This window comes from Ureibacillus sp. 179-F W5.1 NHS (genome assembly GCF_045369345.1).
Lineage (GTDB): Bacteria > Bacillota > Bacilli > Bacillales_A > Planococcaceae > Ureibacillus > Ureibacillus halotolerans.
Map to the genome: position 1 here is coordinate 31,072 of NZ_JBIQFG010000018.1, position 20,629 is coordinate 51,700.

The window sequence follows — 20,629 nt, forward strand, 5'->3', positions numbered from 1 at the left end:
ACCTTCTTAAATATTTCTTAGTGCATCAATAATTTCCGTTTTTGATTTTGTTTTTTCATCAAGTTGTTTTAATACACGTGCAGGTACTCCACCTACAACTGTATATGGCTCAACATCACTAATAACAATCGCACCTGCTGCTACAACAGCGCCTTTACCTACTCGTACACCTTCTAATACGACGGCGTTTGCACCGATTACAACATCGTCTTCAATAATAACTGGTGTCGCTGATGGTGGTTCGATAACACCTGCTAAAACTGTTCCTGCACCAATGTGGCAGTTTTTCCCTACAGTTGCACGTCCACCTAAAACCGCACCCATATCGATCATTGTTTTTTCACCGATTTCAGCTCCAATATTTATAATGGCACCCATCATAATAACGGCATTGTCACCAATAGTTACTTGATCACGGATAATTGCACCTGGCTCAATACGAGCATTTTGATATTTTAAATCTAGTAAAGGTACACCAGAATTGCGACGATCGTTTTCAACGACATAATCTGCAATTTTATCACTATGTTCTTTTAGTGCACTTTCAATCTCGCTCCATTCACCGAAAACTACAGCATTATTTTGTTCACCAAAAACTTTTGAATTTTCACCATATGATAAATTGGCAACACCTTCACCTTTAACATATACTTTTACCGGTGTTACTTTTTTAGAATCTGAAATAAATTGAATAATTTCTTGCGCGTTTAATTTTTTTGACATTCCTTTAAACTCCTATCTATGTAATTTCCAATAACATAAATTGATTGTACTAAATTTTCAATCAAATAGCACGTATAAAAATTCATTGTCCTTCATAAAGGAACGGGTATATACATTATTTCGTATAATCGTAAAGGCAGCTTGCATGTTCCTTTACAACATCTACAAATGCTTCTACCTGTCTTAATTTAAAGGAAGAGTCATAGCCTATTAACCACGTATCACGAGTTAATCCTGTATCTTTTTCATTATTCGTCAATGGAATTTTATTCACCTTTTCTTCACCATTTAACGTAATGGAAGGTAAAATCGCATATCCAATACCATTCATGGCCATTTGTTTACACGTTTCAATTTGATCCACAATAATTTGACGTTTCGGATTGGATGAAAAATGTCTTTGCCACCAAAGTTGGATTTCTTGGTAGTAATTGGAGTCACTTTTGAATTGGATAAATGGACGGTCCGTTGTTAAAATGTCTTCAATTTTTTCAATTTCCTTATCAACTAAGTACATCATATCTCGAAACAGATGGACCCTTTTCCCTTTCCATTCTGCTTGGCCACGCACAATACCGACATGGGCTTCCCCTTCATAAAGCGCCTTTACAATTTCTGAGCTCCAACCTGTAATAAGGGAAATTTTCGCATCAGGATATTGGGTTACAAAATCCTTTAATACTTTTGGAAGCCAATTTTGACCGACAATGGAAGCACAAGCAATTTTCAATGTACCATGGACTTTCGAATTAAGTCCTTGAATCGTATCGAATACTTCTTCCCTCCGATTAATCGATTCAATGGCATATTGGATAACTAATTCTCCCGCTGGTGTCGGAGTTAACCCTTTTTGTGATCGAATGAACAACTGGGCTCCCCAATCTTTCTCGATAGACTGCAAGCGTTGAGAAAGGGCCGGTTGAGTAAGAAAAAGTCTTTCTGCTGCTTTTCTCATATTTTTTTCTTCAGCTAATATTTTAATGATTTCTGCTTCAGTTGTTGTCAATGGAAACTCCCCCAATATTTGCGAATATAAAAAATGACAAAATCCATTTGAATGGATTTTGTCGATATCACTTGATTTCCTTTTACTTTATCAATCTACTTGATAAATATATTTTTTTAATTGCTTTAAAATGACACGACGAGTTAATATGCCTGCAAAGGTACCTTCCTCATCAACGACACATAAAAATGCATGATTAATGACTAAATCTAGCGCTTTTTGAAATGTATCTGTAATTTTTAAAAAAGTAACGTTTCTATCCATTACATCATCAACTTTAATATTTGTAAGCTTTTCATATTCGATTCGTTCTAATCCTAATATAGATTCTGTTATCATTTTCATGCTTAATAAACCTTGTAAACGATATTTAATATCTAATACAGGTACAGATGAATAACCTGTTTTCGTTAAGACGAGTAAAGCATGTTCAGCACTATTCCCAATTTGTACGTGTGCAACTTTCTCTGATGAAATAATAAAGTCGCTAATTGGTGTATCTAATAATGCTCTTGTGTTTGTTGAAATCATACCTTCTACTCCTTTTTCTGTAAGTCAACTTTCAGAACAGGGATACCACATTACTTATATAATATCACAATTTGTTCACAATTGACCATGATATGCAGCAAGTAATTTGGAGTAGAAGGATGTTATTCCTAAAACTTCACATACTAATAACCGTATATAGACCAGTAATAAAAGATCATAATTCCAGCAAACAAACCGAAAATAAGGTACATAATAATAATCGGGTTCATTGCTACTGGATGCTCTTTTACCATTTTATTAATTGGTGTATCTGTAGCTGATGCACGTTGTCTTGCCTTTTTCATTACGCCTGCCGTTAAGAAGTAGGATACAGCGATAATGAGTATAACTGTAATTATCATCGGAATAGTCCACATGCCCATACATTACACCTCCTAATGTTTAGTATTGAAAGTGTACTTAGTATGAGTCGACGGGGTGTTGTTTTATTCTTTTTGAAAAAGGAAGTTCTTTATTTCATTTTTTAACGTGCAGTCTTATTTACAACTTAAAAAGGATATTGATTTAACCATTGTCCACCGTCTAGAGTGACACATTCACCATTCATATAAGAAGCTTTATTCGACATAATAAATGTAGCCAGTTCAGCTATTTCTTCTGGCGTACCGAGTCTTTTTAATGGAACAGATTGAACCGTTCGTTTCGCTTGTTCTTCTGATTCCCAAAGCTTCCCTGCTCCTCCAGTTCTCTCAATAGGTCCTGGTGCTATCGCATTAACACGAATTCCATATTTATGTCCCCATTCTACAGCAAGGGACCTTGTTAACGATAATACCCCAGCTTTGGCAGCAGCAGAATGAATAACTCCTGCTCCTGCTCCCCAGGCATACGTAGCAACCATATTTAAAATTTTTCCTTTAACCCCTTGTTCAATCCAATATTTTCCTACTTCTGATGAACAGTAAAACGTACCGTTTAGTACAATATCAATCACTGCTTTCCAACCATTCGGCGATAAACTTTCAGCAGCGACAATAAAATTTCCTGCTGCATTATTTACTAAACCGTCAATTTTTCCAAAGCGATTATTCGTAAATTGAACCATCCCTTTTACATGTTCTACTTCTCGAACATCCATTTGGAACGTTTCAACGGTTGAACCATAGGCTAAAATTTCTTTTTTTGCATTTTCCAAACGTTCTAAATCCCGTCCAGTAATGACAACATTAGCCCCTTCTTTTACAAATTGTTTTGCCATAGCTAGTCCCATCCCACTGGAACCACCTGTAATAATATAAGTCTCATTTTTTAACATACATACATCCCCCATTCCCAAAATGAATAACCATTCACTTCCAATTTTACTATAAAGATAGAGGGATGTCATTCAATTATCAGAATATATAGAAAAACATTTTATTGAAAATAAAAAATCCAACAATTTGTTGGATTTCTAATATAGATTATTCTTCTACTACAACAGTACTCATTGCCTCTAATAAAAACTGTTCTTGGGAGTTAAGCTTTGTAGTCGTTTCACTAACTTCTTTATATCGATATTCACCATTGGAGTCTTGAATACGAGCCTTTTCCGTATCAGCCATTTGGGTTATAAAAATATCCATTACCCGTTGTTTAATCTCTTCGGAATAAATCGGAAATAAAATTTCTACACGTTTCACCATATTGCGTGTCATCATATCAGCCGATGATAAGAATACTTTATTCTCACCATTATGATAGAACCAAAAAATTCTAGAATGTTCTAAAAATCGTCCGACAATACTAGTTACACTTATATTTTCGCTAATACCTGGTATCCCTGGGCGTAAACAACATATTCCTCGAATAATAAGTTCAATTTTAACCCCTTGAATTGACGCTTCATACATTTTCATGATTAACTCTTTATCTGTTAATGAATTCATTTTTGCACGTATAAATCCATTTCCATGTTCTTGATGCATACGTATTTCTTCATCGATTAATCGAATAAACTCATCCCGTATATCAAAGGGTGCGACAACTAAATGATGATATTTTGGTTTTTCTGTATATCCACTTAAATAATTAAAAAAGTTTGTTGCATCTATACCGAATTCTTTGTCCGTCGTGATAATGCCCATATCTGTATATACTTTGGCTGTTGCATCATTATAATTGCCTGTTCCTAAGTGGACGAAGCGTTCTATTTTCCCATTTCTTCTTCTAACGACAAGGGTAATTTTAGAATGGGTTTTTAAATTATTCACTCCATAAATAACAAGACATCCTGCTTGCTCAAGTTCCTTAGCCCAATGAACATTGTTTTCCTCATCAAAACGAGCTTTTAACTCTACTAAAACAGTTACTTGCTTTCCGTTTTCCGCTGCTTGTTTTAAAGCCGTTATAATAGGGGAATTACCGCTTACACGATATAATGTTTGCTTTATTGCTAATACTGTCGGATCGACTGCCGCATCCGTTATAAACTCGACTATCGGTTCAAAGGATTCATACGGATGATGGAAAAAAATATCTTGAGTTAGAGCTTTTTCAAATATATTTTCATCGGAATTTAAATCTTTTGGTCTTTGCGGAATAAAGCTTTCATATTCTAAATGTTCTCGATAATTGGATATTTTTTTAACAAAACTAAATAAGCAAGTTAAATCTAAAGGTCCGTCAATTTTAAATACGTCGGACTCTTCAATTTCAAACTCTTCTAATAAGTAGTCGAGCACTTCATCGCTCATCTCGCCGTCCCTTACTTCTAGTCGGCTACCAACGCCCCATTTTCTTTTTTTCAACTCTTTTTCAATTTCGACGAGTAAGTCTTGTGCACCCTCTTCATGAATTGTTAAATCGGCATTTCTCGTTAGACGGAAAGCTTGCGTTGATTTTACATTATACCCATAAAACAATTGATTAATATGACTTGTTATGACGTCTTCCAATAAAACAAATACTTTCTCATTATTGTCGGTAGGTACTTCGATAAAGCGGTCTAAAACCGAGGGAACTTGAACAATTGCTACCTTTTCATTTTCTTCCCCTAAACCATTTTCTTCTAACAGAACAAGTAAATTTAATGTTTTTCCAAGTAAAGTAGGGAACGGTCTATAAGCGTCTACTGCAACGGGTGTTAATACTGGGAATATCGTTTCTTCAAATAACTCATGTACATACTCTTTCTGTTTTTCATTTAATAATTTGAAATCAGAAATATGTACTCCTTCTTGTGGTAATAAATCGTAAATTAAATGACGGAGTACTTCCATTTGCCGCTTTACAAGGGCTTGTGTCCTTTTAGCAATTTTAGTTAATTGTTCCTTCGGGGTAAGACCTGATTTATTTTCTGGTTTATGGAAACCAGCCCTAACTTGATCTTGTAAACCAGCTACACGAACCATAAAAAATTCATCTAAATTTGAGCTAAAAATAGCTAAAAATTTTAACCGTTCAAGCAATGGATTTTGTAAATCTTCCGCTTCTTCTAATACACGTTCATTAAACGCTAACCAGCTTAACTCACGGTTATTATAATAATGTGGTTTTGCAATTTCTTCTAACATCCGCTCATCAGAAATAGCCTTTTCCATTTCTTTTCCATGGGGAATTTCCAATTGGAAATCTTTCGTCATCACATTTCACCCTTTTTATAAAAATGAATTTTTACCGGTTTTTTGAACACACGTTCAATATGTTTTTTTTGTTTGTCAGATTGATATATTTCCGTCATCGGATAACGATTAGCTAATATCATTACATGAATCGTATCATCCATTTTTTTCAATTCAATTGATTGAACAATATTCCGTTTCGTTATATTTAATGAATAAATAAATTTTAAAATTGCTCCATAGTCTTTTAATATTTTCAATTCTTCTCTCGATAACCAAGAGGAAAATGGCGATGCAAATCTTCTAAAATAATCTTTGTTTTTATATGAAGCCATTAATGCAAGTTTTACTCGGTCTATATGATTTAAGCCTGCTATCGATTGATTAGCTAGTAAATAAAAGGTGTGCTGATTGAATGAATCTTGCTCAATATAATCGCCAATCGCATAAACTTGTGCAGCCTTTTTCAATAATTGTAAATGTTCATCATGATAAGTTAATAAACTTAATCGGCAACATTCTTTATAAAAAAGCTCCGTCATTCTTTGAAGAAATTGATACTCTTGTTCAGAACGTCCATACCTATGAATAAGCCTTTTCGCATTTTGTTCATACACTTGATGTTTATCATAGGCTGTCGGATCATTTTGAAGTACACGATTAATCATAATGCCTTCTCTTAAACCTTTTTTACTTATTTGAAAGGCAGGTGCATTCACTACGAACAATAAAACTTGGAAAACTTCTAATGCTATGCCAATAATGTCGGCCCGATCTGAGGATAGCCCGTCCAGTTGTTTCAATTGTTCAAAACTCATGTTTTCTATATAGCTACTAAGACTCGCTAATTCATCAAATTTCAATTCATATTGATGAACCCCTGATATCGGATAATTAATAAATTGCTGATGAATTTGAGCAACATTTCGGGCACTACCTCCAATTCCAATGACAGGTAATCCAATTTGTTGAATCCAGTTTAATTGTTCAAACTGCTCCTTGACAAATTGTCGCAATAATTTTCTTTCGTCTCCATTTATAATGTCTCCGGAAACAAACTTTTGTTTTAATGATACGGTTCCAAAGGGAAAACTAAAGGCTTTTTGTAATTTCTTATTTTTAAATAATGTAATTTCAGTGGAACCACCGCCAATATCGATTGTGACTGCTGAGGGGGTATCCATTGAATGGGCGACTGCTAAAAAGCCAAAATATGCCTCCTCCTCCTCTGTAATCAATTCGATTAAAAGGCCAGTCTCTTTTTCTATATGATGAATAATCATTCGATTGTTTTTTGCTTGGCGAATTGCTGCAGTGGCTGTTACTTTAATATCGACCACATTGAAATCATCAATGATTTTTTTAAACGATGTTAATGTATCAACTAATAATTGGATTCCTTGCTCAGACATATCACCGTTCGGTTGAATATATGTACGCAATCTAGCAACTGTTTTAAAATTTCCTAACTCCCGTAATCCTTCTAAATTATTGTATTCATAGACAACTAGACGTATCGTGTTGGATCCAATATCTATAATGGCAGTTTTTAATCTTTCCATAGGTATCACATCTCTTTCAACTTTAATCAAACTTACCTCTCTTTTCAGAATGGTTGAATTAGTCAGACTTTAAACGCTGTTAAACATCTTTAACCTATTTTTTTAAAGAATAAAATAATCCCCTATAAAAATGTTAGGTTAATAGATAATTTCATGATTTTTCACTAGTTTACCATATGTTAAATAGAGGCGATATAAAGTTAACGGTCGGAAACTATTTCAAGTATCCGACCGTAGAAAGGAAATATAAAATTTAATGATTAAGGATACCTATTCGAACTTTTATTATAAAATCAATTTATCCATTGTTAAGATAAGCTCTGCAATTTCCGGTTTACTAATTTGCTCGTCAGCTCCAACCGATTCACCTTTATGACGAAGATCATCTGTAATTAAACTTGAAAAGATAATAACAGGCAATTTGCCAAGCTCTGTATGGGATTTGATTTTCTTTGTAAAGTGGTGACCGTCCATTTGAGGCATTTCAATATCTGTAATAACTAATTGAACATGTTCTTCAATCGCACTATTTGTTTGCGTTAATGTCTCTAAATAATCATATGCATCTTGCCCATTTTCGAAAAACTCTAAATTCACATAGCCTGCTTCATGCATTGTATCATGTAGTAGTTTTCTTAATAACGGTGAATCTTCTGCAATAACAATTTTCTTCTCTGAACGATCACGTTCTCCAAGTTTTCTTACAGAATTCACATTAATGCCCGATTCTGGGTTAATATCGACCATAATCTTCTCAAAATCTAATAATAGAATCATCGAATCATTTTGTTTAATAACCCCAATGACTTGCGACGAACCGCCTTGATACATATCTGAAGGTTTTTCAATAGCATTCCAAGAAATACGGTGGATTTGCGTAACGTTATCGACATGGAAAACAACCTTTTGCTTATTAAATTCTGCAACAATATATTTTTGTTGAGCGCTGTAGGAACCATTGGAAATTCCTAAAACTTTTAACATATCTACAACAGGCAACACTTCGCCCCGTAGTTGTATAACTCCTTCTACATGTGGATGGGCATGTGGAATAAAAGTAACTGGTATAGGCTGAATAATTTCTTTTACTTTTATCACGTTTATACAAAATTTATTGTTTGCCACTTCAAATTCAACTATTTCTAGTTCATTAGTACCACTTTCTAATAAAATTCCTTTTTGTTCCAAAATGTTTTGCCCCTTTCCCTACTACGATATAACTATTTCATCGCAATGGTAAAAAACATAGATTTATAAATAGATTGTATCATAGGGAAGCCTTTTCTCCTACTCTTGATTTTCATTTTTAGGACTTACATACAAATGAATATAGAGACCAATAATTGTTAAGATTAGTAAAGAACCTAGGGCAACTCTACTAGCTAAAGTTCCATAATCCTTTAGAAGTAATGTCACTGTTCCATAAAGAGCTGGCCCAATGATTGAGGAAACCTTTCCTGAAAAGGCAAATAACCCGAAAAATTGCCCCCGTTTCTCTTCGGGTGACAACTCGATAATAAGCGTCCTTGAAGTAACCCACATAGAACCAAGGGAAACCCCAAACATACTTCCAGCAACCCAAAACATCCACTGTGCCGTTGCAAAGACTGCTAAAAGTAGTGCCAAGGACATAATAACGGCAACAATTGTAATCGCACGTTTTGCCCCAATTGATTTTGTTATATAACCAAAAACAAAGGAACCGATAATCGTTGAAACGGTACTTACTAAATAAAGAATAATAAATTGCCCGGAAGTAAACCCGACGATTGCCGTTGCATATATTGCCATCATCGCAATTGTTGTCGCAATAGCATCATTTAAGAAAAAGTATGTAATCATAAAGGTGAAAATTGCTTTATACTTTTTCATTTCTTTAAAGGTTTGATAAATTTCTTTATAACCTTCAATAAACTTAATTTTTTTTCTTTTCTCCTTTGGTATTGGTTGATCTTTTATAAAGATAAATAAAGGTAAAGAAAAAAGAAGATACATAATAGCCGTGGGGATAAAGGAACGGTGGAAGTCGCCATCGTTTACTATCAAATAAACTAACAACCCAAAAATCGTACCTAAATAGCCGACTGCTACACCAAAACCAGAAATAAGGGGCATCTCTTCTTTCGTTCCGAGATCTCCCATCATCGAATCATAAAATACTAAACTCGAATTAAAGAAAAACTTTGCTATAACGAAACTGACTACGACAAAAAATAAACTAAGTGGAATACCAGTAGAACTTACTCCAAAATCAATACTCGCCAATATTCCCATCATAAAAGTAAAGAAGATGGAAATGGAAGCAAACCATGCAATAAATCTTTTCTTATAACCCGTTTGATCAATCCACACACCAAAAAGGGGTGAAAACACTACTAAGAAAAAGCTAGCTACTGCATTGGCATAAGATATAAACGTGCTTGCCACCTGTTGTCTTACTTCGTCTGTCCCCAATACTTCATCCATGTAAAAAGGGAAAAAAATTGTATTAATATTCGATGAAAAGATTGTGTTAGCGAAATCATAAAAAGCCCAAGACAAAATAGGTAAAGATAAATATAAGGCAATCGGACTTCTTGGTTTAGCGTTGTTCTTACTATACGTTTTCCCCAAAGCACTCGCTCCTAAATGTAATTTGATATCCCCAAACTAACATTACGTTGTTAATCTTCCACATAATATTTGATTAATGCTTGAGTTCCCTTCTCACCATATCCTTTTTCTAGTAAAGTGTTATACAGCTGTTTTGAAAGTTTAACACCTGGCAAATCTAAATCCATACGCTCTGCTTCTTCAATAGCAATTTTCATATCTTTAATAAAGTGCTTTACATAAAATCCTGGTTCTAAATCGCCTTTAATCATCCGTGGTCCTAAGTTACTTAAAGACCAGGACCCCGCAGCACCGGTAGAAATCGATTGAAGAACCTTATCGATATCTAAACCAGCTTTTAAAGCATAGGCAATCGATTCGCAAACACCAATCATATTTGTAGCAATTAATAATTGGTTGCACATTTTCGTATGCTGCCCTGCCCCAGGTCCCCCTTGGTATACTATATTCGAACCAAATATTTGTAGAATCGGTAATAACTCATCAAAAATTTCTTTATCGCCGCCTACCATAATGGAAAGGGTTCCATTTTGTGCTCCAACGTCGCCGCCAGATACAGGGGCATCTATACTGAAAATCCCCTTTTCTTTCGCCTTCGCATATAAATTTTTGGCTAATGTTGGCTCAGATGTCGTCATATCTACAACAACAGCTCCTTTTTTAGCTGTTTGAAATATACCATCTTGACCGCTATATACTTCTTCCACATCAGAAGGGAAACCAACCATTGTAATAATAATATCTTTTCCATCTGCCGCTTCTTTTGGTGTCGGTGCCCATTTTGCACCTAGTTCCACTAATTCGGCTGTTTTAGATTTCGTACGAGAGTATACCGTCACGTCAAAGTCCGCCTTTAATAAATGCTTTACAATACTCGCTCCCATTACGCCTGTTCCGATAAATGCAATTTTTTTACTATGTAACGTCATATCCATTACTCCTTTTTCAACTGAATTAAAGCAACAATATTTTCCACTTTAATGTAGTTTAGCAAATAATCAAACTTTTGTAGAGGTATCGGGAAAAGAATTAAGGGAATATTTACAAAGGGAAGGAAAATAAAAAAGAGAGCAGAAGACTTATCTTCTGCTCTTAAAGGGGGAAATGAGAATGTTGCTGTGTTCATTTATAATATCTCCACCTATTTCATTCTTTAAACAAATTTCTCCAAAAAAATTTTTGTTTTTTTATTATACGTAATAATAGTCATCATTACTTTTAAAATCTTCATCTTCATATTGATTCATTAATCGATCTAATTCTTTACTTAATTGAATCGTTTTTGGGTTCTGCAGACCATACTCAATCCCAGATTTAATCATCATTTGTCTCTTTTTTTCCAGTTCTTTTAAAAGGTCTTTTCCCAAGAAGACTCCTCCTAAAAAATAAAGATGATTATATTATAAAGTTTTACAATCAAATAAGGGAGGAAATCGGTTGACAAAGTTCGACACTTCCTTAACTTCTAGGCACTTCTAAAAAAGTGAAAATGACATTCCCACCTTGTAATGCTTCCCCTCGAAAATGTTTAAACATTTCATCTTTCACTAATACTTCACGGAACTGTAAAAATTCCTCTTTGGAAATCTCAATACTATTTACTTCCCCAGTTTTTAATTGCTCAATCATTTGTTTATATTTTTCCATAAATACCCATACCACCTTTATAAAATTAAAATAAAATTGATTAATTATTCAAAAATGTATTTACTTTTTTTAGATTTTCATGCAAACTTTCTTAATATTAGTAATAAGGAGATGACTCTTATGAAAATAGCAGAAGTTGGAAATATCGTCGAGTTCAAAGAAGGATTGCAAGGGGTAGTTGAGAAAGTAAACGAAAACTCAGTCATAGTCGACTTAACGATTATGGATAATTTCCATGACCTCGATATGGAAGAAAAGACAGTTGTTAATCACAAGCGATACAAAATATTAAACCATCCAGGTGGTAATTGATGCTAGATCAACATGTCCAATAATTTAATTTCCCTTTTCATTTATTAAAAGATGATAGGGAAATTTTTTTTTGTTAAAATAGGGAAAAGGAGGTCATTACCCAATGAACATATCAAAACAATTTGCTGGACTCCTTCTTTCCTTACTTTTCATTTATGTAATGCTATTTTTCACTTTTAAAGAATCAAATATTTTTTGGTATCTTTATACCTTTACTCTTCTAGTTGGAATGGCCATCGCTATTATTTATGGGAAATTTAAAGACGAGCTCCCAACGTGGAAATATTTATTATTTGGTATTGGATATAGTACTATTTTATACGGTATTATTCGCCTTGGCTATATTACGCTAACGACTTGGAATGGAAATATCGAACAAAATGTTCATACCTTTTTAGAAACTTATGGTCCAAATAATATCTGGCATTATTTATTACTAATTTTTGTTATTGTCGTAGGCGAAGAATTATTTTGGCGTGGGTATGTTCAACAACAAATAAAAAAATGGATCTCACCAAAAATAGCAGTAATTATTACGAGTTTTTTATTTGCGTTATCCTTTAGTTTTAGCGGATTTTCCCCTGGTATTTTAGTAGCTTTATTAAGTGGACTAGTATGGGGAACTCTTTATGAATGGAAAAAAAGTATGCCTCTTATTATTGTTTCCCATGAAGTATTTATTTTATTATTATTTATGATTTTACCTTTCTTCTAAAACCCCGATAGGAAATTTTATTATTTTAAAATAACGAAATGAATTATATATAACAAGTCAAAAGGAGTTGTCTCATACTTAAGATGAGACAACTCCTTTTAATATGACAAATCTTTAATTGATAGTCCTAATTTTTTCAACAGTTCAATTGCCGTATCCTTTTCCTCAGGTGTAAGCACACTTAACAACTCATGTAAATTTTGCTCATGTTCAGGGAAAAGTTGTTGCATAAATTCCGAACCCGCTTCAGTTATATCTGCAAAAGTGACACGACGATCGGAAGGACAAGAAACCCTTTGCAAGTAGCCTCTTTTCTCTAATTTATCAATTACATACGTAATGGAACCACTTGCTAACAAAATTTTATTACCAATTTGTTGAAGGGGTTGACGTCCTTTATGATAAAGTAGCTCTAGAACGGCAAATTCAGTCGGATTTAACCCGTGCTGTTGGAAAAATTGATTCGTCACTTCATTTATGGCTTTATTTGCTCGTGATAAAACTATATACAATTTAAGCGATTGCTTAATTTCATTAGTAGACATGACAAAACATCCTTTTTATCTAGATATAAATGAATTATAGCGATAAAAAGAAAGTTTTGCAAAGCAAGTAACGGGTATTGTTTCTTAAACAACCGGTAATCGATCTAATGATTCTTTCTTTATCCAAACATCGATTAGTTTTTCTTTTTCTGTACAAATGACCTTCTTATCGCAAATTGGTAAAGAAATTTTAAAGGTTGTCCCTACGCCAACGGAACTCTCAATATTAATGGAGCCATGATGCTCTTCAATGACCTTCTTAACTAAAGATAGACCGAGACCAGTACCTGTTGGCTTTGTTGTATAAAATGGTGTAAACAATTGATCAATTTCTCTATCGGTTAAACCTGGACCTTCATCAATAACTAATACATCAATTTCATCATTATTCGTTTCAAGTTTAATAGTAATAGTACCGCCTTCTACCATTACTTCGATAGCATTTTTTACTAAGTTAATAAGCATCTGTTTTAGGCGTGTATGATTACCTTTGATATTCAAATGGTAATAATTATAGCTATCTATTTTTAGCATTATATTGTTTTGCAGTGCAAATGGAATCATTAATTCCACGACATCTTGGACAATTTGAAATACCGAAATTTCTTCGTAATGGACTTGTTTCGGTTTGGATAAATATAATATTTCATTTAAAATTTCATCCATTCTTTGTAATTCGGAATCCACTACATTTAAATAATTTAAATTATCACCGGAAGAGTTTATTTTAATTAATTCGAGAAATCCTTTTAATGAAGTTAGGGGATTACGAATTTCATGGGCAATACTAGCAGCCATTTGTCCAATACTGTCTAGAGTTTCCTGCTGTTCCACTTGTTGCTTCAGTAACATGATTTCTGTTTCATCTGTCATTGTCGTAACGATCATATTCATTTTGTAATTAAATTTACTATCAAGTTTTAAAAAAATTTCTTCTCCATGTTTATTCATTCCTGAAACATGGACGGATGCTCGTCCAGTATTAAGAAGATTAGCGAAGTATTGTAATTTACTATTTTCATAGTCTTCTAATTTCTCAAAAATCATTTCATGCTGCTTATTAATAAGATGATTTTTTCCGCATTGGAAGTATTCAAGTGCCATATCATTTGCATCTAATATATATCCATTTTTATCAGATAAAATAATACCATGGGAAATATCATTAAACATTGAATAAATATCAAGGTTACTTTTTTGATTCAAAAGACTTCTTTTTTCTGTCATTAAAGCAATTCTGGCAAAGACAAGATTTTTTTCTTTATGAAAATATCCAATCAAGCGAATTTCTTTATAACGATTTTCGCCTATTTTTACATTTAAATTACAAAAGCCACCTAATTCGTTTTGAATTTTCGACACAAAATCATTCCAACGAGCCTTTGATAACTCGTCCAATTGTAATTCCTGTCTGCTTGCCGGATCTATATTTAACAGTTGCGCTGCAAAGTCATTAATTGATTCAATTTGACAAGAAGTATTTAAAATAAGCACAGGATCATTAACGGTTTTAAACAATTTCCTAAAGATAGGTCTAACAGTTTTCACCATTTTGCATACACCAATCCCTTCCATTTGGAAAAATACTCTCTAGCACGCAATTCATTCATATCTATTCTATTAATTGGAAGTTCTATTTATGACTTCCTTTTTTTAATTTTACAAAATATTCTTAATATATATTTATAACAAATTATTCCATACTTCATTTGGTAATAAAATGGGCAATAACTATCATTTTTATTTAATTGATATTTATAAAATATTAATTTTCAATTTTTATAAATAATTATTTGTTATTAATGTGTAAAAAGTTCTAAGCAAAAATTCCCTATCTTATCAAAATAAAATTAAGAATCCCCCGTTCTTTTTATCCAATTTAATACTGAGTTAAACATCCAAAAGTAAATTTTTTATTTAATAAATATGGAAGAATAATAAATTCACTATTTGTATAGTATTTCCCACAAAAATATTCCATATTCTTCCTTATGAAAATCCCCTTCAATGTATACCAAAAAACAATAAAAAAAGTCTCATAAATCGTATATGAGACTCCCTTTCCAAAAACTTCATTTAGTTTTTCATCATTATGTTCCATAATTCTCCATTATTTTGATCATTTCTTTCGTATCGTTTATGAAATCCGTAAAGACACCATCCACATTATATAATAAAATATCCATCATTAAATCTTGCTCGTTATCATGGAAAAACCATATATATACTTTTAATCCTTCCGAATGCATTCGTTCAACAAATTCTTTATTAATTTGATTTGCGTTAGGTGCGATAGCCATGGCGTATTGCTTAATACGACTAACGTCCAAATATGTTACATTATCATTTAATACCGTATACACAAGGGGAATATTTCGATTTAACTCTCTTATTTTTAAAAGGCTTTTTTCAGAAAAGGAACCAATCATCACTTGTTGTTGTAACCCATATTGATTTATTAAATGGATGAGTGGTTCTTCCATCTTCGGCTTGTAATTGACTAGTCTCGTCTCAATATAATAGTTCGTACTATTTCCGAAGTTAGAGAAGATTTCTTCCAAAGTTAAAATTTTTTCCCCATTTTTTAAGCTTAATTTTTTTATCTCCTCTAATGTCTTTTCCGATACGTCTCCCGTCCCATTCGTCGTTCTATCAACAGAGTGATCATGTAATGCTATTAAATGGCCATCTTTTGTCATCCTTAAATCGATTTCAATATAATCAGCTTGCCTTTCTATAGCCACTTTATAAGCTGTTTCAGAATGTTCAGGAGCAACATCATTAGCCCCACGATGAGCAATTATCAAAATTTCATCTTGTGAGTTTGCCAACACAACTATTAAAGAACTGAATGTGATCATAAAAGTTAGGAAAACGATTAATTTCTTCATATGCTTATTTTATCTTAGTTCAATTTATTTCATGCTTACAGTTTGAAATAAGCTATAGAATTTCAAAACAAATTTTAATGGCATACAAATAAGGGGTGAAACAATGTTTCAACATTATTTCACCTCTTTTAAAATAATTTTATCCAATGATTACCCGTTCTTTTGGATAACGGTATGGAGCTTTTTCTGCTTTTCCACCTAACGTATATAAAAATGAAATTAAACCAACTCGACCAATAAACATTAAAATCATGATTACGAATTTCCCTTCCGTCGAAAGATGTTCCGTTATTCCGAGGGACATACCTGACGTACCGAAGGCGGAAGTAATTTCAAATATAATTTGGGTTGTTGATGCAGCTGGTTCTGTTATTAACAAAATCATCGTTGCAATCATCACCATAAAGAACGCTAAAATAATCACAGCATATGAACGGAATATATCTATTAAATAAATTTCACGTCCAAATAACTGTATCTCTGTACGTCCGTTTGCAAAATTAATTAAAAATAAAATCGCCAATGCAAAAGTTGTTGTTCGGATTCCTCCACCGACTGAACTAGGAGAAGATCCGATGAACATTAAAAAACTTAAGAAAATATCTGTCGCCTCACTAAACTGAGTAATATCAAATGTAGTTAATCCTCCAGATCTAGTTGAAATCGAATGAAACATAGCAGTAAATAATTTTTCATGCCATGGCATTCCTCTAAAGGATTGGAAAGATTCGATTATTAATATGATGATCGAGCCTGCAACAAATAAAATTCCATAAGTTAATGTTGTTATTTTTGTAAATAAACTAAATCGGAAAGTTGGATCTTTACGAAACAAAAAGTTTTTCAGTTCAATTAAAACTGGAAATCCAATGGCTCCAAGTACAATGAGAATCATCGTAATAAATTGAACAAAATAATCCGAATGGAACGGTCTTAAACTATCTCCCGTTATATCAAATCCACCGTTTGTTGTTGCAGAAATCGATGCAAACACTCCATGTTTAAACGCTTCACCCCACGTATCAAAATATTGGTGATAATGAATCGATAAAATAAGTGCACCAATAGCTTCAATGATGAAAAGAATTTTTACGATTTCTTTTAATAATTGAACAACACCCGATAAATTGTACTGATTGTAATCAATCATGATTAATTGTCTTTCGCGCATTCCAATTCTTTTACCTGTAATAATCCATAAAAAAGTACCTAGCGACATAATACCAATGGCCCCAAGTTGGAGAATGATTAATAATACGAACATTCCAAAATGAGTGAAAGTCGATGATATATCAAATACGGTTAAACCTGTTACACTTACTGCACTAACCGCTGTAAATAAAGTATCAACAAGGGATATTTCAACATTGTCTTGGTATACTGCAGGTATTCTTAATAATAAGAAAGAAGTTGCAATCGCAATAAAATAATAAGTTACAAGTAGTTGAAATGGTGTGATAATTCTAGTCTTTTTTGTATATCGGACCACCTGATTCGCCTCTTTATTCATTTAGTTCTAGTTACACCAGTATAATGAATATCTCCTTAAAAGGAAAGAGGGACAGTCATGACCGCCCCTCTCATTTCTTCTATTCACCTGTAGCATGTTTTTTCTTTTTCGCAACACTTGTAAACCAACCACCGAGAGCAATAGTGAGCAATACACCCCAGAATATAATTTCCCAAGTAGCTGAATGTGGGAAGTCATGTGGAAGAACACCAACTTTATCATGGGATAAAGTTAACACAACTAATTTCACACCTACCCAACCTACGATTAAAAAGGCTGCTGTTTCTAGATCTGGATAATCGTTTAAAATTTTAACGAACCATTGAGCTGCAAATCGCATTAAAATCATCCCGATAATACCACCGAAGAACATGACAGCGAACTGTCCAGCGTTGATTCCTCCAATATGGAAATCCCCAACCTCTGGTAATGTAACGGCAATGGCAACGGCAGCAAGCATTGAATCTACTGCAAAGGCGATGTCTGCAAATTCAACTTTAGCCACTGTAGCCCAAAAGCCTTTGCCTTTTTGAGATTTCTCTTCTGCTTCTTCCTCTTCTTCTTCCTTTTTAAATTTCTGCTCATATATATTTTTAATTGAAATGAATAATAAGTAAAGGGCACCTACTGCTTGAATTTGCCAATAATTTACCAATACTGTGATTAAGAATAAAGCAACGAAACGGAAAATAAATGCACCTAACAATCCATAAAATAATGCTTTCTTCTGTTGGTCTTTTGGTAAATGTTTAACCATTACAGCCATAACAACTGCATTATCTGCGGCTAATAAACCTTCTAATACAATTAAAACTACTAATACCCAAGCATACTCTAAAAATATTTCCACAAAACTTCCTCCTTATACCTTTTGTATACCCATAAAGTCGGTATTTTAAAAATAGAAAAACATAATACTCACTTTGTAGCTGAAAATCAATTACTGTTTATTTGATTTTACATTCCATTAGCAATTGTCATAATACTACTGATTTTCCGCACCTTTATTTGACAAAAGAAAAGACCTCTGCCTCATAAAGGCAAAGGTCTTGCTAAGCAATTTGAATGTCTTCAAAATAAATTATTTTGAAAACGAAAAAATCAATGCTATTACATCCGATGGTTATAAAACCATGTAATGACGAATGTAAAGTAAGTATTCGAAATACTTATAGCTACTCCCCTTTGACATAGTCAAATGGATATTCAGTTTTCTACTGAATTTATTATAGCACAGTACCTTTTAAATGCAATGAAATAATTGCCTCTTTTTCCTATTACAGTAAACTATACAGTTTAATATTTTCATTTTTATCGGAAAACCAACGCATCGCAAATTCATTTTCGAATAAAAAGACATAATTATCAAAGCGATCTTTTACAAGCATCGAACGGGACGATGACATTGATTCTTTGACATCTTCCTCATTTTCAATCCAACGAGCAATTTTTGAACCGATTGGTTGCATTTGTACTTCCACGTTATATTCATTTTTCATACGATGCTCGAATACTTCAAATTGTAGTTGACCTACTGCACCTAGAATAACTTCTTCCGTATGAAGAGTTTTATAATATTGTATTGCACCTTCTTGAACTAATTGTAAAATCCCTTTATGGAATTGTTTTGATTTCATCACATTTTTTGCAGTAACACGAACGAAAATTTCCGGTGTGAATTGAGGTAATTTTTCAAATTGGAAAGATTTCTTCCCACCTACTACCGTATCTCCTATTTGATACGTACCTGTATCATAAAGACCGATGATATCACCCGCAACCGCTTCATCAACCGTTTCTCGATCATCGGCTAAAAATTGCGTGGATTGGGATACTTTAAAAGTTTTATTTGTTCGAGATAAAGTAATATTCATTCCACGTTCAAATTTCCCTGACACTATCCGAACAAAGGCAATACGGTCACGGTGAGCTGGGTTCATATTCGCTTGAATTTTGAAAATGAAACCTGAGAATTCGTTATGTTCAACAGGATCAATAAATTGTTCATCTTCTGTTAGGCGAGGCTGTGGTGCAGGTGCAAATTTTAAATACGTTTCTAGGAACGTTTGAACACCAAAATTCGTTAAAGCAGAACCGAAAAATACAGGTGTTAATTCTCCTCGACGAATTTTTTCCTCTGAGAAGTCATTTCCTGCTTCGTTTAACAGTAAAATGTCATCCATTGCTTGCGTATAATAAGAAGTCACTTTCATTGGGTGATCGACTGCTAATTCACCATCTTCATTAATCGGTAAGAAACGATCGGATTCATCAGTACGAAATTGTTCGATACGCTGATTATAGCGATCGTAAATTCCTAGAAACTCTTTCCCCATACCAATTGGCCAATTCATTGGATAGGCATTGATTCCTAAAACTTCTTCTAATTCTTCAATTAGCTCAAGGGGTTCCTTCCCTTGACGATCCAATTTATTAATAAAAGTGAAAATAGGAATTCCGCGCATACGACAAACTTTAAAAAGTTTTAATGTTTGCGCTTCAATCCCTTTTGCAGCATCAATTACCATTACCGCACTGTCTACCGCCATTAATGTCCGATACGTATCCTCAGAGAAATCTTGGTGACCAGGAGTATCTAAAATATTGACACGAAAACCTTGATAATCGAATTGCATAACGGAAGATGTAACGGAAATTCCCCGTTGTTTTTCGATTTCCATCCAATCTGAAGTGGCAAATTTACCTGTTTTTTTCCCTTTTACAGTACCTGCATCTCGAATGGCACCACCGAATAATAACAATTTTTCTGTAATCGTCGTTTTACCAGCATCCGGGTGAGAGATAATGGCAAAGGTACGACGAGATAATATATCTTGTTCTATTTTTGAAGTCATTTTTTCCGTCTCCTTTTTTCATACCTCTCCTATAATAAAAGAATTTATGCTTGTTGCACAACATTTTTATTATTCCAATGTATGTACAAAATAAATTTATTTATAGTATGGCAATAAAATGGAATTGGCTGCCCTTTAGCATATTAGCCAATAGGA

20 protein-coding genes are annotated in these 20,629 nt (G+C 33.4%); 2 read left to right on the forward strand and 18 right to left on the reverse strand.

Annotated features, from left to right (window positions below):
- Positions 1–6: 6 nt before the first annotated feature.
- From dapD to ACH0B5_RS09870, 12 genes are all read right to left on the reverse strand, one after another.
- A complete protein-coding gene (gene dapD, locus ACH0B5_RS09815) occupies positions 7–723 on the reverse strand; it encodes a 2,3,4,5-tetrahydropyridine-2,6-dicarboxylate N-acetyltransferase (protein ID WP_122972399.1) in 717 nt (238 codons plus the stop codon).
- Between the two features lie 115 nt (positions 724–838).
- Positions 839–1,729 (reverse strand): transcriptional regulator CcpC, encoded by an 891-nt coding sequence (locus ACH0B5_RS09820; RefSeq protein WP_122972400.1) that lies wholly within the window; start codon positions 1,727–1,729, stop codon positions 839–841.
- A 90-nt stretch (positions 1,730–1,819) separates the two neighbouring features.
- Entirely contained in the window at positions 1,820–2,260 is a 441-nt protein-coding gene (cbpB, locus tag ACH0B5_RS09825) for a cyclic-di-AMP-binding protein CbpB (protein WP_122972401.1), read from the reverse strand.
- A gap of 143 nt (positions 2,261–2,403) precedes the next feature.
- Positions 2,404–2,643: a short-chain dehydrogenase gene (locus tag ACH0B5_RS09830; RefSeq protein ID WP_122972402.1), complete on the reverse strand. Its 240-nt coding sequence runs from the start codon at positions 2,641–2,643 to the stop codon at positions 2,404–2,406.
- A 125-nt stretch (positions 2,644–2,768) separates the two neighbouring features.
- The gene (gene fadH / locus ACH0B5_RS09835; protein WP_122972403.1) at positions 2,769–3,536 is read right to left on the reverse strand and encodes a 2,4-dienoyl-CoA reductase; all 768 of its coding nucleotides are present in this window, start codon (positions 3,534–3,536) and stop codon (positions 2,769–2,771) included.
- 148 nt (positions 3,537–3,684) lie between these two features.
- The gene (locus tag ACH0B5_RS09840) at positions 3,685–5,802 is read right to left on the reverse strand and encodes an RNA degradosome polyphosphate kinase (protein WP_406927778.1); all 2,118 of its coding nucleotides are present in this window, start codon (positions 5,800–5,802) and stop codon (positions 3,685–3,687) included.
- A gap of 41 nt (positions 5,803–5,843) precedes the next feature.
- Positions 5,844–7,385 carry a Ppx/GppA phosphatase family protein gene (locus ACH0B5_RS09845; RefSeq protein ID WP_406927779.1) on the reverse strand — a complete coding sequence of 514 codons (1,542 nt, stop codon included), beginning with the start codon at positions 7,383–7,385 and terminating at the stop codon, positions 5,844–5,846.
- Between the two features lie 285 nt (positions 7,386–7,670).
- The gene (locus ACH0B5_RS09850; RefSeq protein ID WP_174232685.1) at positions 7,671–8,573 is read right to left on the reverse strand and encodes a chemotaxis protein; all 903 of its coding nucleotides are present in this window, start codon (positions 8,571–8,573) and stop codon (positions 7,671–7,673) included.
- Between the two features lie 99 nt (positions 8,574–8,672).
- Positions 8,673–9,998 carry an MFS transporter gene (locus ACH0B5_RS09855; protein ID WP_122972406.1) on the reverse strand — a complete coding sequence of 442 codons (1,326 nt, stop codon included), beginning with the start codon at positions 9,996–9,998 and terminating at the stop codon, positions 8,673–8,675.
- Between the two features lie 50 nt (positions 9,999–10,048).
- Positions 10,049–10,933, reverse strand: coding sequence for an NAD(P)-dependent oxidoreductase (locus ACH0B5_RS09860; protein WP_277749720.1), 885 nt, complete (start codon positions 10,931–10,933; stop codon positions 10,049–10,051).
- 255 nt (positions 10,934–11,188) lie between these two features.
- Positions 11,189–11,365, reverse strand: a complete 177-nt coding sequence (locus ACH0B5_RS09865) for an aspartyl-phosphate phosphatase Spo0E family protein (protein WP_122972409.1) — start codon at positions 11,363–11,365, stop codon at positions 11,189–11,191.
- A gap of 91 nt (positions 11,366–11,456) precedes the next feature.
- Positions 11,457–11,645 carry a hypothetical protein gene (locus ACH0B5_RS09870; RefSeq protein ID WP_122972410.1) on the reverse strand — a complete coding sequence of 63 codons (189 nt, stop codon included), beginning with the start codon at positions 11,643–11,645 and terminating at the stop codon, positions 11,457–11,459.
- Between the two features lie 120 nt (positions 11,646–11,765).
- On the opposite strand from ACH0B5_RS09870, the gene ACH0B5_RS09875 reads away from it, so the two are divergent.
- Positions 11,766–11,957, forward strand: coding sequence for a YkvS family protein (locus ACH0B5_RS09875; protein ID WP_122972411.1), 192 nt, complete (start codon positions 11,766–11,768; stop codon positions 11,955–11,957).
- A 103-nt stretch (positions 11,958–12,060) separates the two neighbouring features.
- Complete coding sequence (locus ACH0B5_RS09880; protein ID WP_122972412.1) at positions 12,061–12,672, forward strand: CPBP family intramembrane glutamic endopeptidase; 612 nt, start codon at positions 12,061–12,063, stop codon at positions 12,670–12,672.
- 98 nt (positions 12,673–12,770) lie between these two features.
- Here the strand turns inward: ACH0B5_RS09880 and ACH0B5_RS09885 are convergent, their stop codons facing one another.
- The 6 genes from ACH0B5_RS09885 to ACH0B5_RS09910 all read right to left on the reverse strand — a co-directional run bounded on the left by ACH0B5_RS09885 (position 12,771) and on the right by ACH0B5_RS09910 (position 20,473).
- Positions 12,771–13,217, reverse strand: coding sequence for a MarR family winged helix-turn-helix transcriptional regulator (locus tag ACH0B5_RS09885; RefSeq protein ID WP_122972413.1), 447 nt, complete (start codon positions 13,215–13,217; stop codon positions 12,771–12,773).
- Between the two features lie 84 nt (positions 13,218–13,301).
- Positions 13,302–14,768 (reverse strand): ATP-binding protein, encoded by a 1,467-nt coding sequence (locus ACH0B5_RS09890; protein WP_406927775.1) that lies wholly within the window; start codon positions 14,766–14,768, stop codon positions 13,302–13,304.
- 539 nt (positions 14,769–15,307) lie between these two features.
- The gene (locus ACH0B5_RS09895) at positions 15,308–16,108 is read right to left on the reverse strand and encodes a glycerophosphodiester phosphodiesterase family protein (RefSeq protein WP_406927776.1); all 801 of its coding nucleotides are present in this window, start codon (positions 16,106–16,108) and stop codon (positions 15,308–15,310) included.
- A gap of 139 nt (positions 16,109–16,247) precedes the next feature.
- Entirely contained in the window at positions 16,248–17,597 is a 1,350-nt protein-coding gene (locus ACH0B5_RS09900; protein ID WP_406927777.1) for a TrkH family potassium uptake protein, read from the reverse strand.
- 100 nt (positions 17,598–17,697) lie between these two features.
- Positions 17,698–18,468 carry a TerC family protein gene (locus ACH0B5_RS09905; protein WP_122973359.1) on the reverse strand — a complete coding sequence of 257 codons (771 nt, stop codon included), beginning with the start codon at positions 18,466–18,468 and terminating at the stop codon, positions 17,698–17,700.
- 427 nt (positions 18,469–18,895) lie between these two features.
- Positions 18,896–20,473 (reverse strand): peptide chain release factor 3, encoded by a 1,578-nt coding sequence (locus tag ACH0B5_RS09910; RefSeq protein ID WP_122973360.1) that lies wholly within the window; start codon positions 20,471–20,473, stop codon positions 18,896–18,898.
- Between the last annotated feature and the right edge of the window lie 156 nt (positions 20,474–20,629).